Here is a 14128-nt window from a genome sequence, read left to right on the forward strand (position 1 = left end):
TCAACGTCCCGATAGATGGGGTTCCTTTGGATCGGCGAATCAGCTCCTCCACCCTCGGTTGCGGCCGTCGCCCGACGGCACGACCGGGCGCTCCTGACTGCCGACCCGGCGGGCGCCGCGGCTGCGGCCGCCCGACACCGCACAGACGTGATTTTCCTCGATACCGCCGACGCCGACGTCGACGCCGTTCGAGCGGCCGCGCCGTCGGCGTCGATCATCTACTGTCCCCCGAAAACGACCGCCGACGGCGTGGCTGCAGCCGACGCGGCGGGGGTGGAGACGGTGTTGCCACAGGACGCCGAGGCGTGGGGCGCCGACCGACTCGCCGAACGCGTGGCCGACGCGCTCGCCAGCGCCACGCGACCCGGCCGGGCGGTCTCGGTTTCCGACGGCGCCGGCTCGGCCGATGGGACGACCGGCAGCGCGGGCGAACCGCCGGCGGTCCCGGCGAACGAGGCGCCGGTCCGCCCGACGGAACGGCCCCCGGCCCGCGGTATCCTCACCGTCGACGGGGACGGCCGGATCAGCTACGTCGGCGAGCGCGCCGCGGACCTGCTCGGCCGAGAAGCGACGGCGCTGCTCGACACCGACCTCGCCGAGGCGTTGCCGTGGGCCGACCTCGGACAGGTCGAACGCGGGGCCGACGACCTCGGCCCGGACGACGACTCGGTGTCGACGGTCAAGCGACTGATGCCGGCGAACCGCTGGCTCTCGCTCTCCACGCACTCGACCGGCGACGGCGCCGCGATCACGATCCACGAACTCGGTGCCGACGAACGCCGGCGGATCGTGCTCGACCGCCTCCACGGGGTTAGCCGACGCCTGTTCGCCGCTGAGACCCCCGAGGCGGTGGCGAATATCGCCGCCGAGGCCGTCCGGGACGTACTCGGCCTCGAAGTCGTCGTCGTCCGACTCACGGACTCGGCCGGCGAACGGCTCGTACCGGTCGCCCAGACCGAGGCCGTAGACGAGACCATGCCCGACCGGCCGACCTACGCCGTCGGCGAGGGGATGGCCGGCACGGCGTTCGAGACCGACAGCCCCCAGATCCGCTCCGATCTCGGCGACGACGGGTTCGGGACGGTCCGATCGGCCATCTGCCTGCCGCTCGACGACTACGGTACGATCAGTATCGGTTCCAGGGTGCCAGACGCGTTCAACGAGGACGACGTCTCTCTCGCGCGACTACTCTCGACGACGGTTCGGGTCGCCCTGGAGCGCGCCGAGCGCGAGAGCCAACTGCGGCGCAGGGAGGCGGTTCTCGAGTCGCTCAGGGGGTTGGTGTTCGTCCTCGACGAGGACCGGGCCATCGACTACGTCTCGACCGCGCTGGCCGAGCGACTGGGCAGGACTCGGGAGGCGTTGGTGGGCGAACACGTGGTCGAGTTCATCGACGTGACGGCGTTCTACCGGGCCGAACAGCGGATCCGGGAGGGCGACGACGAGATCACGCTCGACCTCCGGATCGACCCGCCCGGCGGGGGGGGGTTCCCCGCGCAGGTCGAACTCTCGGTGCTCGAGCGGACCGACGACGGCGAGTCCATCGTCGGCGTCGTCGAGGACCGCTCGACCCTCGCGGAGACGCGTGCGGACCTCCGCCGGAAACACGAGCGGCTGTGGACCCTGTTCGAGAACCTCCCCGATCCGGTCGTCGACGCCGAACACGTCGAGGGCGGCCCGGTGATCCGGGCGGCCAACGACGCCTTCGCCGAGGTGTTCGACTGTGACCGCGACGCCATCGTGGGTGAACCGATCGACGAGGTGCTGGACTCGCCGGCGAGCAACTCCCCGGGGAGCATGCCGCCCGAAGCCATCAACGAACAGGTCAACGAGGGCGAGGTGACCGGAGCGAAGATCCAACGCGAGACCGGCCGCGGCGCGCGGACCTTCCTCTTCCGTGGCATCCCGTACGCCGAGGAGGGGACGGTCCGGGCGTTCGGCATCTACACCGACGTGACAGAGATCGAGCGCCGCGAGCGCCACGTCAAGGTGCTCGATCGGCTGCTCAGACACAACCTCCGGAACGACCTGGGCGTGGTCATCGGCCGCGCCGAGAACGTCCTCAAAGGCAGCGACGACCCCGAGATACGCGAGGAGGCGCGAAAGCTGGTCGACGCCGCCGACGGCCTGATCGACCTCAGCGAGACCGCAAAGCGCATCCGCCGCATCATCGAGGAACCGGCGACCGACCGCTACCGGGTGACGGTCACGGACCTGCTCGATCAGGTGGCCGCCGACGCGCGCCAGCAGTCACCAGACGCGGCCATCGAGGCTGCTCCCGGGGACCCGGACGTGGCGGTGCTCGCTACCCCGGACCTCCAACTCGCCCTCGAGGAGTTGGTCGACAACGCGCTCGCCCACGGTGGGGACTCCCCGACGGTCGAACTCCGCGCCGAGGCGTTCGACCCGGCCCCCGACGAGTGGGTGGACCTGTTGGTCGTCGACGACGGCCCCGGTATCCCCGAGACGGAGCGTGCACCCGTCACCGGCGACCGAGACATCACCCAACTGCAGCACGGCAGCGGCCTCGGGCTCTGGCTCGTCCGCTGGGCCGTCGAGTCCGTCGGCGGCGACCTCGGGTTCGAACGTCGGGACGGCCGCACCGTCGTCCGGCTCCGACTGCGGCGCGCGCCGCCCGAGTGATGCACGTTTGTGATCAATAGTCTGTTTTCGAGGGCTGACCTATGCAGGAACCCGAGGGTTCAAGTGTGAACGGCGCCCCCTTTCCGGTGTGAACGAGGCCATTCAGGAGCGATCGGGCCGTGCGGACGTGATCGACGGCGAGGCCGTCGCCGCGGCGGTGCGGGAGTCAGTCGCCGAGGCGGTTTCCCGACTCGACGAGGTCGGCGTGACCCCCGGGCTGGCGACCGTCCTGATGAGCGACGACCCGGCCAGCGAGACGTACGTGCGGATGAAGCAGCGGGACTGTGCGGAGGTCGGCATCGAGAGCCGGCACGTCGAGATCGACACCGACGCCCCGGCGTCCGAACTGTTCGCGACGATCGAGGAACTGAACGACGACCCCGCGATCGACGGCATCCTCGTCCAGCGCCCCCTGACCGAGGGCGTCGACGAACCCGCGGCGCTGCGGCGCGTCGACCCCCGGAAGGACGTCGACGGCTTCCACCCGGAGAACGTTGGGCGACTCGTCACGGGCGACCCGCGATTCGTCCCCTGTACCCCCCTCGGCGTGCAGCGCCTGCTGACCGAGGCCGGCGTCGAGATCCCGGGTTCGGACGTGGTCGTCGTCGGCCGCTCGGAGCTGGTCGGCAAGCCGCTGGCGAACCTCCTGCTCAACCGCGGCGACGACGCCGACGCGACCGTGACAGTCTGTCACTCGAAGACCGACGACCTGGCCGCACACGTCTCCCGTGCGGACGTGGTGGTCGTCGCCGCCGGCGTCCCCGGACTCGTCGACGGCGAGATGCTCTCGGCGGACGCGACGGTGATCGACGTGGGGATCAACGCCGTGGGCGAGGGCGACGACCGGAAGCTGATCGGCGACGTGGACTACGAGAGCGCCAGCGAGGTCGCCCGCGCGATCACGCCCGTTCCCGGCGGCGTCGGCCCGATGACGCGGGCGATGCTGCTCAAGAACACGGTGACTGCCGCGGCCAACCAGGCCGCGGTCGATATCGACCTCGGACTCGACTGAGTCCGGTTCCGACGGCACGATCTCTCCGAGTCAGGACGCCGATAGCGGCGGCCGTCCTCGCTCCCGTGCCGTGATCGGCGTTACTCCGTGACGACGGTGACCGGTCCTTCGAAGTCGAGAATGACTCGCTGGGTCACGTCGCCGAAGATCGCCTTCCCGGTCGGCGAGCGGCGCTGGCCCGTCAGGAAGACGTGGTCACAGCCGTGCTTCTTCGCGCCCTGCAGCACCGTCTCGGCGCGGTCGCCGACGGCGCCGGCGGTCTCGTACTCGATGTCGACGCCGTCGAGCGCTTCGACGCCGACGTCGCTCGCGAAGCTCCGTGCGCCTTCGAGGGCCTGGTCGACCGAGTAGCTCACGTCGGCTTCCGGGATGGCCTCCAGGGCCTCCCGTTCGTCGGCGTACTCGTCCTCGCTGACCACACAGAGCAGGGTGAGTCGCGCGTCGACGCCCGCGGCGAGCTCCCCCGCCTCCCGAACAAGATCCTTCGCCACGTCTTCCGGACCGACGACGGCGAGTGCGTGTTCCATACCTCCTCATGCGGGGGTCCACTGATAAAACTGGGTGAAAACGCGGTAGCAAATGGCACGTTACACGAGCGCACATGACGCTGCCGCCCCTCGGTTACGCCAGCGTGTCGAGGTGTGCGGTGGCTTCCGCGAGCGATTCGGACTCGCCGTTCAGGTAGCGCTCCAGCGCCCGGCACGCGTCGATCAGTTCCTCCGCGATTTCCGGCTCCACGTCGCCGCCGAGGGCGTGCAGGCGCTTTTGCTGGTCGCGGACCCGTTCGAGGATGCGCTTGGCCCCCTCGTCAGGCTCGTCTTCGAGGTACGTCGATACGTCCTCGCGGTAGTCCTCGACGGCGCTCGCGTACGCCAACCCACGGGCGGCGGTCAGGGAGTCGGCCACGTCGGCTGGCTCGGGTCGCTCACCGTCTTCGGCGCCGCGGATGAGGCTCAGGAGGTAGCGCTCGGCGTCCTCGTCGCCGAAGTCGCCCCGGTCGACGCCGAGGGACGACGTCCCTCGGGCAGCCGGATGTGATCCGGCGACCCCGACGCGCTCGTCCCGGCTGTAGTCCGCGATGGCCGCCCGGAGTTCGCTCACCGCGAGGAAGGTGTCGTCGAGCGGGAGGAGTTCGCCGCCGCGGATGAACCCCCGTTTGCGGAGGTACGCCCGGCAGTCCCGCTCCACGCCGTCGGCCACGTCGACGATGGCGGCCCCGTCGGCCAGCGAACTCCGGTAGGGGCCGAGGTCGATCTCGGCGGGGCTGTCGGTGTGGCGCCGGCGCTCGTCTTCGACGGCGACGCTCCGGAGGCTCCCACACTCAGGGCAGGCCGTCTCGCCCGTCTCGTAGTAGGACCAGCGCGCCCCGCAGGACTTGCACTCGCGCTCGCCGCGGATCTTCATACCCGGGGGTGGGGCCGCCGGCGGCAAAACGACCCCGGTCGGACTGGGCCGAGACGACCCCGCCGCGAGCCGAGCGAACCCGCGGGTGCCACGGCGTCAACGCTTATCTCGGCGCGGGCCCTCCGCCCGGCCATGACGTTCTCCATCGTCGCCGCCGAGGGCGACGCCATCGGGATCGCGGTCCAGTCGAAGTTCGTGAGCGTGGGTTCGGTCGTCCCCTTCGCCGCCGCCGACGCGGGTGCGGTCGCCACCCAGAGCTTCGCCAACGTCGCGTACGGCGCCGACGGGCTCGAGCACCTCCGGGACGGCCTGACTGCCGAGGAGACGATCGAGAAACTGACCGGGGAAGACGACGAGGCCGAGCGCCGGCAGGTCGGCGTCGTCGGGGCGGACGGCTCCGTCGCCGGCTTCACCGGCGAGGACTGCTTCGACACCGCGCTGGACGTGCAGGGCGAGAACTACACGGCGCAGGGCAACATCCTCGAGAACGAGGAGACGATCCACGCGATGGCCGAGACGTTCGAAACTGCCGACGGCGGTCTGCCCGAGCGCCTGCTCGCGGCGCTCGAAGCCGGCGACGACGCGGGCGGCGACAGCCGGGGCAAGCAGGCCGCGGCGCTGTACGTCGTCAAGCCCGAGGGGGGATACGACGGCGGCAACGACCGCTGGATCGACGTGCGCGTCGACGACCACGAGACCCCGATCGCCGAACTGGAGCGGGTGTTCAAACTCTACGACGTGACCCTCCTGTCGCGGGAGGAACCCGACGACGTGCGCGAACTGACCGGCGAGACCGCCGCGGAAGTCGCCGGGACGCTCGCGGAACTGGGCCACCTCGCCGGCGAGGAGGCGGCCGTGGGCGACGACGGGTTCGGCGAGAGCCAGCGCGAGGCGTTGGAGGCGTTCCGCGGGATGAACAACTTCGAGAACCACTCCCTCGCGGTCGTCGAGGACGCGCTGGCTCGTGGCTGGGACGACGCCGAGGGAGAGGGCGAGGACCGGATGGTCGACGCCATCTGGCACGGGCTGCAGCGACTCAGCCGGAAATAGGGACCTGACCTCCCGGCGCCGTCGGCGCCACGCCCGCCACACCCAAGCGCCCGCGGGCCCAACGGCGCCCATGCGTGACGAAGCGGAGATCCGCGAGCAGTACGAGTACCTCGAGGAACAGCTCGACAGCGAGGAGATGAACCACGAGGGCGTCAGGGAGATGTTCACCTACTACAAGCGGGCGCTGGGCTGGGTGCTCGAGGAGGAACACATCTGAGACCTGTCGGTCCACCGGCAACGCTACGTTTAAGTCATGCCATGGACAAGCACGGGTGACGCTTCGTCTGGAGGGCCGAAGCGTCAGCGGGGACCGTTTCGACCGCCGGGCGACGGCGGGGGCTTTTCTCCCGCGCCTGCCCGGCGTTCACTTTCGACGTATCACACGACAGCGATTAGCCTGTCGTGGTGTTGCCGTTCCGTTGACCGAAGCGTTACCTGATGTGTTCGATTCGGACATAGAGTGGCGATAGACGGCCGAGAAGCCAATTCCTGCGAAAAGTTCATCAGTACTCCGAAACAACAGCCCCACGAACAGATGTACGATCTCACCGGGTTCCAACGCGATCTGCTGTACGTCATCGCGGGGAAGGACGAACCCCACGGGCTGGCGATCAAAGAGGAGTTAGAGGAGTACTACGAGTCCGAGATCCACCACGGGCGGCTCTATCCGAACCTCGACACGCTCGTCGACAAGGGGTTGGTGGAGAAGGGCCAACGTGATCGTCGGACGAACTACTACACACTGACCCGCCGTGGAACCCGGGAGATCGACGCCCGCCGGGAGTGGGAAGCGCAGTACGTCGACCTCGACTAAGCGTCCCCGTCTGACTCCTTTAGGTCGCCCTCTGGCTCCGGGGCGGTCTCGTTCGACACCGCGTCCAGCGAGCCGGGTTCCGCCTCGTCGAACTCGAACTCGGCGGTCTGGACGGCCATCTGGCTGGGATCGATCGCGTACGGTTCGATCGGGCTGGCCGAGAGCAGTTCCGGGAGCACGATCCGGGCGAAGTGGACCACCAGCACCAGCAGCATCGGCATCAGGAAGATGCCGTACCACCCGAACAGCAGCGGCCCGAGCGTGTAGGCGAGCATCAGCGCGCCGACGTGGAGCGACCGGCCCGAGACGTACGGTCGAAGCACCAGGTCCGGGATCGTATCGACGATGACGAACGAGACGGCGACGAACGCGATCACGAACGCGATCCCCCCCGGGGTCCCGTTGAGCAGCGCCTGTCCCAGCAGTACGACGGCGACCGGGACGTACACCAACTTCATGCCGACCACGGGGATCAGGCTCGCGATTCCGGCGAGCAGGCCGACCAGCGCGGCCGCCGGGATGGCGACCCCCTCGGGGGCGAACACATTGAGCAGCGAGTAGGTGATGACGCCGATGGTGCCGGTCAGCACCGCGTTGAGGATGTTCCCGAAGAAGATCGAGTTGAAGTCCCGATCGACCGCGCTGAAAAACGTCTGGAGGATCCCCCGGTCGTCGCCGAAGCGGTAGAAGAACCACCGCGAGAGCCGGTGGTCCTCACGGAGCAGGTAGAACGCCATCGCCAGCATCACGAACAGGTGGATCGCGGCGATGCCCACGACAGCGACGGTCCCGAACGCGGAGTTGAGCGAGCCGACCACGTCGCCGACGTTCGCTCCCGAGAGCAGTCCCTCCATCCCGTTCTGGATCAGGCTCTCGGGGTCGGCGATCCCCCCGAAGTCGTCCGGGTCGATGCCGAACCGTTCCACGTCGATGCTCGCGTTCTGGGCGTAGCGGTCGATCTCCTGGAGGACGATGGTGAGCGCGTAGCCGACGAGCGCGAGCGCCGGCAACACGAGCGCGAACAGGGAGATGCCGGCCGCGAGGCTGGGGCTGTCGAGGGCACGCCGGAGCTGGCGGTAGATCGGTCTGGTCGCGTAGTAGACGAACAGGCCGAACACGAACGTCCCGACGAACGAGTAGGCGACGAACGCCACCGAACCGGCCAGGGCGAGCCCGAACGAGCCCCACGCGAGCCGACCCTTGTCCACCTCCGAGTACTCCATATCGTCCGAGGGAACCGGCGAGGAGATAAGCGTGTTCCCGTTCCCATTTATCAGGGGGGCGCTCCTACGCCATCGCCCGATGGTTCCGATCCCCCTACAGGCCGACACCGTCTTCGCCGCGCCGCTGTCGGAGCCGGTGGTCAGGCTGTTGATCGCGGGCGCGCTCGGCCTGTTCCTCGGCCTCGAACGCGAGTGGTCCGAGAAGTCCGCGGGGGTCCGGACGTTCTCGTTGCTGACGCTCTCGGGGGCGACGGCAACGCTGCTGGCCGAGCGCGTCGACGCGGGCGGCGCGTTGCTCGCGGTCGGGGGGTTACTGGTGTTGCTGATGGGGGCTCTGCTCGCGGTGCGTGAACTCCGGCGCGGGACCGAAGAGCCCTCACTCTCGCTGACGACCAGCGTCTCGATGTTCGTCGCCTACGGCATCGGCGCGCTCGTCGCCAGCGGCCTCGTGACCGAGGGGGTGACGGTGGCGGTCATCTCCTCGGCGCTGTTGGTGCTCAAGCGCGAACTCCACTCCTTCGCGGGCGGGCTGGACCGACAGGAACTCCGCTCCTCGACGGAGTTCGCGGTGCTGGCGTTCGTCATCTACCCGCTGCTCCCGTCCGAGTCGGTGTCGCTGTTCGGCGTCGCGTTCCCGCCCCGCGTCGCGTGGCTGATGGTCGTCACCGTCGCGGGCATCGGGATCGCCAACTACGCGCTGGTCCGGAGCTACGGCGGCCGCGGCGTGGCGATCACGGGCTTCTTCGGCGGCTTGGCGTCGTCGACGGCCGTCGTCGGCTCGATGCTGGACCACGCCCGCCAGCGCGAGTCGGTGACGGAGTACGCCGTCGCCGCGGTGCTGTTGGCCGACGCCGCGATGGCCGCCCGGAACCTCGCCATCGTCCTCTTTTTCACCCTCACCTCGGGGCCGGGGACGCTCGTCGCTGCCGCCGTCCCGTTGGGCGCGTTGGTGCTCGCGAGCGTCGCCGCCGCCGCGGTGACCGCCGACTGGGACGCGGAGTTGGAGGTCGATCTGGAGAGCCCGTTCTCGCTGCGGAACGCGCTGGCGTTCGGCGGCGTCTTCGCGGTGATCCTCGCCGGCTCGGCGTTCGCTCAGGCACGCTTTGGCACCGCGGGGCTCTACATCAGCGCGGTGCTCTCCGGGTTGGTCTCCTCGGCGGGGGCGACCACGTCGGCGACGCTGCTGTACCTCGGGGGCGGCGTCGGCGGCGGGCCGGCGGTGGTCGCGGTCCTGCTCGCGTCGGCGTCGAGCATCGCCGTGAAGGCGGGGTTGACGCTCTCGGGGCCGCGGCCGTTCGCCCGCGCGGTGACGCTCTGGTCGGCGGTCCTGCTGGTGGTGACGGGAGTCGCGGCGGCGGCGTCGGTGCTGTTCGGCGGCGGGTTCTAACCCTCACGAACGACCGCCAGCTTAACAACCGATGGCTCGCTCGCCTAAGCATGGACCGGGATACCGTCGAACCGGAGGTCGACAGCCTCCCCGGAGACCGCGCGCAGGAGTGGGTAGATTACCACCATCAGTTCGCCGCGCCGAGCACGTACGTCTACGAGTTCGTCTGGGACCACACTGCCCCCGCGGAGGGGCCGTTCTGTACCGACGTGGACGGGAACGTCCTCATGGACTTCACGAGCCACGTCGCCGCAGCGCCCCTGGGGTACAACAACCCGAAGATCATGGAGCCGCTGTCGGAGTTCGATCTCGTCGATCCGCTGAAGATCGCCGGACAGGACTTCTACGTCTCCGACGCCAACGCGCCGGGCGAGGGCTTCCCCGGCCCGGCCGGGCTGATGGACCGCATCGTCGCCATCACCGAGCAGTTCGGGATGGACACCGTCTTCATGTCGAACTCCGGCGCCGAGGCCGTCGAGAACGCGATGAAGATCGCCTACGACCACAACCCCCTCGGGAAGTACGCGCTGACCTTCGAGGGGGCGTTCCACGGCCGCACGCTGGGGGCCCTCTCGATGAACCGTTCGAAGGAGGTCTATCGCCGACGCTTCCCCGAGATCGCGAGCGTCCACGACTTCCCGTACTGTAACTGCGACGGTGCTCCCGAGAACTGCCAGTGTGGCTACTTCCGCGGCGGCGAGTCGGCGCTGCGCTCGAAACTCGACCCCAAGTCGGGCCACGTCAACCCCGAGGAGGTCGCGTTCCTGATCATGGAGCCGATCCAGGGCGAGGGCGGCTACCGCTTCCCCAGCGAGGCGTTCGCCGAGGACGTGGCGGCGGTCACCGACGAGCACGACATCACCCTCATCGCCGACGAGATTCAGGCCGGGATGGGCCGTACCGGCGAGTGGTGGGCCTCCGAGCACTACGCCTTCGAGCCGGACGTGATCACCTCCGCGAAGGGGATGCGCGTCGGCGCGACGGTCTCCGACACCGAGATCTTCCCCGAGGAGAAGGGTCGCCTCTCCTCGACGTGGGGTGCTGGCGACGTGATCGGGGCCGCACAGGGGGCGTTCACCATCGACGCCATCGCGGAGTACGACCTCCTCGACAACGCGACCGAGCGCGGCCGGCAGTTCCAGGAGATCATGCGCGACGCCGACCTAGACGGCGTGACCAGCGTGCGCGGGAAGGGCCTCATGCTGGGTCTCGACTTCGCCTCGAAGGACCTGCGTGACGATATCGTCGACGCGGCCTTCCAGCGCGGCCTGCTCCTGCTCGCCTGCGGGCAGAAGACGATCCGCGTGCTGCCGCCGATGGACGTGACCGAACGCGAGATCGAACTCGGCGCGGAGCTGTTCATCGACGCCATCGAGGCGTCGAACTGAGGCGCCGACCCGCCGACCGTCCCGCGGAGCAGTCCCTTTTCGACGCCGCCACTGAAGCCCTCTGAACCGACCGCGCAGTGGCATCGCTCTCGGCCACGGTGGAGCTCCGTTCCCCCACCAGGGTTAGCAACCACGGCTCTCGAAAAGCCAAGGATTATTAGAAACGAAGATAGTGTTAACAACATAGATGGGATTCACCAGACGGCAGCTGATGGCCGTGGCAGCTGGAACGGCGGGAATCACGGCGCTCGCTGGCTGTACCGACGGGGAAGGCAGTTCAGGGACGGAATCGGGCCGGACGAGCGCCGCGTCCTCCTTTTTCGTCTTCGGGGACGTGACCGCCGAAGTCGCCGGCGACGTTGCCGCGGCCGACCTGCTGGTCCCGGTCGGCCAGCACGGGCACGGGTGGGAACCCGGCCCGCGCGTCCGCGCGGACATCCGCGACGCGGACCTGTTCGTCCACGGAATGGAGGGGTTCCAGCCGTGGGTCGACGGGATCGTCGGGGACCTCGCCGCCGACGGCGCCGACGTGACGACCGTCGACGCCAGCCGTGACGTGGACCTGCTCCCGGCGGACGGCGAGCACGAGGAGCACGAGTCCGGTGACGGGGACCACGACGGTCACGACGAGACGCACACCACCGACCACGACGGTCACGACGAGACGCACACCACCGAACACGACGGTCACAACGAGACGCACACCACCGAACACGACGGTCACAACGAGACGCACACCACCGAACACGACGGTCACAACGAGACGCACACCACCGAACACGAGGGAACCCACACCGGGGAGGAGCACGACGAACACGACCACGGCAGCGTCGACCCGCACTTCTGGATGGACCCGACCCGGGTGGTCGACGCCGTCGACACCATCGAGGCGGCCCTCGCAGAGGCCGACGGGGACAACGCCGACGCCTACGCCGAGAACGCCGAGTCGTTCCGGACGGCGCTGACCGACCTCGACGCGCGGATCGAGGAGACCGTCGCGGCGGGCGGCACCGACACGCTGCTGGTCGCCGGCCACGACTCCTTCGGCTACTTCGAGGACCGATACGGGGTCCACGTCGAGGCGCTGACGAACGTCTCGCCCGACGACCAGCCGACGACGCGGGACATCCAGCACGCACAGGAGGTCATCGCCGAACACGACCTGCAGTACGTCTGTGCGGACCCGCTGGAGTCACAGGAGGCGGCCGAGCAGCTCGTCGCCGAGACCGACGCCGAGGCGGTGCTGCCGCTGACGGCGATGCCGGGGCTGACCGAGGAGTGGGAGGCCGAGGGCTGGGGCTACGTCGACGTGATGACGGAGGTGAACCTCCCGACGCTCGAACGGGGGCTGGACGCCTGATGGCGGTGATCGAGGTCGAGGACGCCACGTTCGCCTACGGCGATCAGCCGGTCGTCGAGGACGTCTCCCTGACCGTCGAGGAGGGGGAGTTCCTCGGGCTGGTCGGGCCGAACGGCTCGGGCAAGACGACGCTGCTCGGGCTGATGATCGGGCTCCGACAGCCCGACAGCGGCTCGGTTCGGCTGTTCGGCGAGCCGGCGGGCAGTCGGGAGACGGGTCAGCGCGTGGGCTACGTTCCCCAGGACGTGGCCGGCGACGAGCGGGGGATGCCTGTCACCGTTCGCGAGGCGGTTCGGATGGGGCGCTACCCCAGCCGGCCGTTCGGCCGCTTCGGCGACGATGATCACGCGGCCGTCGACGCCGCGCTGGAGCGGGTCGGCATCACGGACCTCGTGGACCGGAGGGTTGGCCGCCTCTCCGGCGGCCAACGCCAGCGGGTCTTCATCGCCCGCGCGCTCGCCGCCGAGGCGGACCTGCTGGCGCTCGACGAGCCCACCGTCGGCGTCGACGCCGAGTCCCGCGAGGCGTTCTACGACCTGCTCGGTGACCTCAACGAGGACGGCATGACCATCGTGCTGATCGAACACGACATCGGCGTCGTTACCACCCACGCGAGCGAGATTGCGTGTCTGAACCGCGAACTCTACTTCCACGGCGACCCCGAGACGTTCGTCGAGACCGACGCCCTGGCCGAGGCCTACGGCGGCTCGCAGTCGGTCGTCCACCACCAGCACTGATGACGGGGATCACCACCGCGGCCGTTCGGCCGCTTCAGAGTCTTGACGGCGTGATCTCGTTCGTCCTCGACGACCTCTGGGGGTCGGTGATGGACCTCCTCGCCGGGCTGACCGGGATCGAGATGCTCGGCTTCCCGTTCATGCAGCGGGCCTACCTCGCGGCGATCTGTATCGCCGTGATCGGGCCGCTCGTCGGGAGTTTTCTGGTCCACCGGGAGATGGCGATGATCGGCGACACGCTCGCCCACTCGGCCTTTGCCGGCGTCGCCGCGGGGCTGTTCGTCAACAGCCTGTTCGCGGTGGCGGTGCCGCCGCTGCTGTCGGCGCTCGTCGTCGCCGCCGTCGCCGCGCTGGTGGTCCAGGCGCTGATCGACCGTGCCGGCGCGTACCGCGACACGTCGCTGGCGATCGTGCTCACCGGCTCCTTCGCCGTCGGGAGCGTCCTCATCACGGCGACCGACGGCGGGATCGCGGTCGGGATCAACGCCTACCTGTTCGGCTCGCTGGCGACGGTCTCGCGAGCCAACGCAGCGATCCTGCTGGCGATGAGCGCCGTCGTCGCCGCGACAGTCGCCGTCGCCTACCGGCCGCTGCTCTACGTGACCTTCGACGAGGTCGGTGCCCGCGCGGCGGGAATCCCTGTCGGCCACTACAACCGACTGCTGGCGGTGCTGACGGCCGTGGTCGTCGTCGCCGCGATGCAGATCATGGGCGTGATCCTCGTCGCCGCGATGCTGGTGATCCCCACCGCCGCGGCGGCGCCGGCTCGGGGGTTCAAGCGGTCGGTCGCCGGCGGCGTGGGTGCGGGCCTGTTCGCCACGCTCTCGGGGGTGACGCTCTCGTACCTCTTCGACGTGGCTGCCGGGGGAACGATCGTACTCGTCGCTATCGCCGTCTACGCGGCGTCGATGGTCGCGGTCCGACTGTGGAACGAGCGGGGCCGTGCGGCGGCTGCGGAGAACTGAGGTCGCGGCGCGGTGCGGCCGGCTGCGAGGCCGTGTACCGCGAGCGACCAGCGGGAGCGAGCGGGCCGACGAACGACCATCGGGAGTGAGGAGGCTTTTGATCGAGCTTTTGCTAGGGAGGCGCCTCCGGCGCCGACCGCAGCAA

13 protein-coding genes are annotated in these 14128 nt (G+C 69.4%); 10 read left to right on the top strand and 3 right to left on the bottom strand.

Translation table 11 applies throughout. The features are described 5' to 3' along the window. Positions 1–147 precede the first annotated feature (147 nt). The gene (locus NO998_RS14100; protein ID WP_267647914.1) at positions 148–2643 is read left to right on the top strand and encodes a PAS domain-containing protein; all 2496 of its coding nucleotides are present in this window, start codon (positions 148–150) and stop codon (positions 2641–2643) included. An 88-nt stretch (positions 2644–2731) separates the two neighbouring features. Then, on the top strand, positions 2732–3655 hold the full coding sequence (locus NO998_RS14105) for a bifunctional 5,10-methylenetetrahydrofolate dehydrogenase/5,10-methenyltetrahydrofolate cyclohydrolase (protein WP_267647915.1): 924 nt from the start codon (positions 2732–2734) through the stop codon (positions 3653–3655). 80 nt (positions 3656–3735) lie between these two features. Here the strand turns inward: NO998_RS14105 and NO998_RS14110 are convergent, their stop codons facing one another. Beyond that, positions 3736–4182: a universal stress protein gene (locus tag NO998_RS14110; RefSeq protein WP_267647916.1), complete on the bottom strand. Its 447-nt coding sequence runs from the start codon at positions 4180–4182 to the stop codon at positions 3736–3738. 94 nt (positions 4183–4276) lie between these two features. Next, positions 4277–5059 carry a DUF7117 family protein gene (locus NO998_RS14115; RefSeq protein WP_267647917.1) on the bottom strand — a complete coding sequence of 261 codons (783 nt, stop codon included), beginning with the start codon at positions 5057–5059 and terminating at the stop codon, positions 4277–4279. Positions 5060–5191: 132 nt separating this feature from the next. Here NO998_RS14115 and NO998_RS14120 point away from each other — a divergent pair, with 132 nt between their 5' ends. From NO998_RS14120 to NO998_RS14130, 3 genes are all read left to right on the top strand, one after another. Continuing rightward, positions 5192–6109 (top strand): DUF1028 domain-containing protein, encoded by a 918-nt coding sequence (locus NO998_RS14120; RefSeq protein WP_267647918.1) that lies wholly within the window; start codon positions 5192–5194, stop codon positions 6107–6109. A gap of 70 nt (positions 6110–6179) precedes the next feature. After that, positions 6180–6326 (top strand): hypothetical protein, encoded by a 147-nt coding sequence (locus tag NO998_RS14125; RefSeq protein ID WP_267647919.1) that lies wholly within the window; start codon positions 6180–6182, stop codon positions 6324–6326. A gap of 318 nt (positions 6327–6644) precedes the next feature. After that, on the top strand, positions 6645–6923 hold the full coding sequence (locus NO998_RS14130; protein ID WP_267647920.1) for a PadR family transcriptional regulator: 279 nt from the start codon (positions 6645–6647) through the stop codon (positions 6921–6923). Here the strand turns inward: NO998_RS14130 and NO998_RS14135 are convergent. After that, complete coding sequence (locus NO998_RS14135; protein WP_267647921.1) at positions 6920–8146, bottom strand: AI-2E family transporter; 1227 nt, start codon at positions 8144–8146, stop codon at positions 6920–6922. The genes NO998_RS14130 and NO998_RS14135 overlap by 4 nt on opposite strands. 79 nt (positions 8147–8225) lie before the next feature. Between NO998_RS14135 and NO998_RS14140 the strand changes: the two genes are divergently transcribed. From NO998_RS14140 to NO998_RS14160, 5 genes are all read left to right on the top strand, one after another. Further along, positions 8226–9533 (top strand): MgtC/SapB family protein, encoded by a 1308-nt coding sequence (locus NO998_RS14140; protein ID WP_267647922.1) that lies wholly within the window; start codon positions 8226–8228, stop codon positions 9531–9533. Positions 9534–9583: 50 nt separating this feature from the next. Further along, positions 9584–10921, top strand: coding sequence for an aminotransferase class III-fold pyridoxal phosphate-dependent enzyme (locus tag NO998_RS14145; RefSeq protein WP_267647923.1), 1338 nt, complete (start codon positions 9584–9586; stop codon positions 10919–10921). A 187-nt stretch (positions 10922–11108) separates the two neighbouring features. Continuing rightward, complete coding sequence (locus NO998_RS14150) at positions 11109–12281, top strand: metal ABC transporter substrate-binding protein (RefSeq protein ID WP_267647924.1); 1173 nt, start codon at positions 11109–11111, stop codon at positions 12279–12281. Beyond that, a complete protein-coding gene (locus NO998_RS14155; RefSeq protein ID WP_267647925.1) occupies positions 12281–13018 on the top strand; it encodes a metal ABC transporter ATP-binding protein in 738 nt (245 codons plus the stop codon). Before NO998_RS14150 ends, NO998_RS14155 begins: the two co-directional genes overlap by 1 nt. After that, entirely contained in the window at positions 13018–13983 is a 966-nt protein-coding gene (locus NO998_RS14160; protein WP_345781136.1) for a metal ABC transporter permease, read from the top strand. The genes NO998_RS14155 and NO998_RS14160 overlap by 1 nt, the downstream gene beginning before the upstream one ends. The last annotated feature ends 145 nt before the right edge of the window (positions 13984–14128 follow it).

The sequence above is a fragment of the Halolamina litorea genome, assembly GCF_026616205.1.
GTDB lineage: Archaea > Halobacteriota > Halobacteria > Halobacteriales > Haloferacaceae > Halolamina > Halolamina litorea.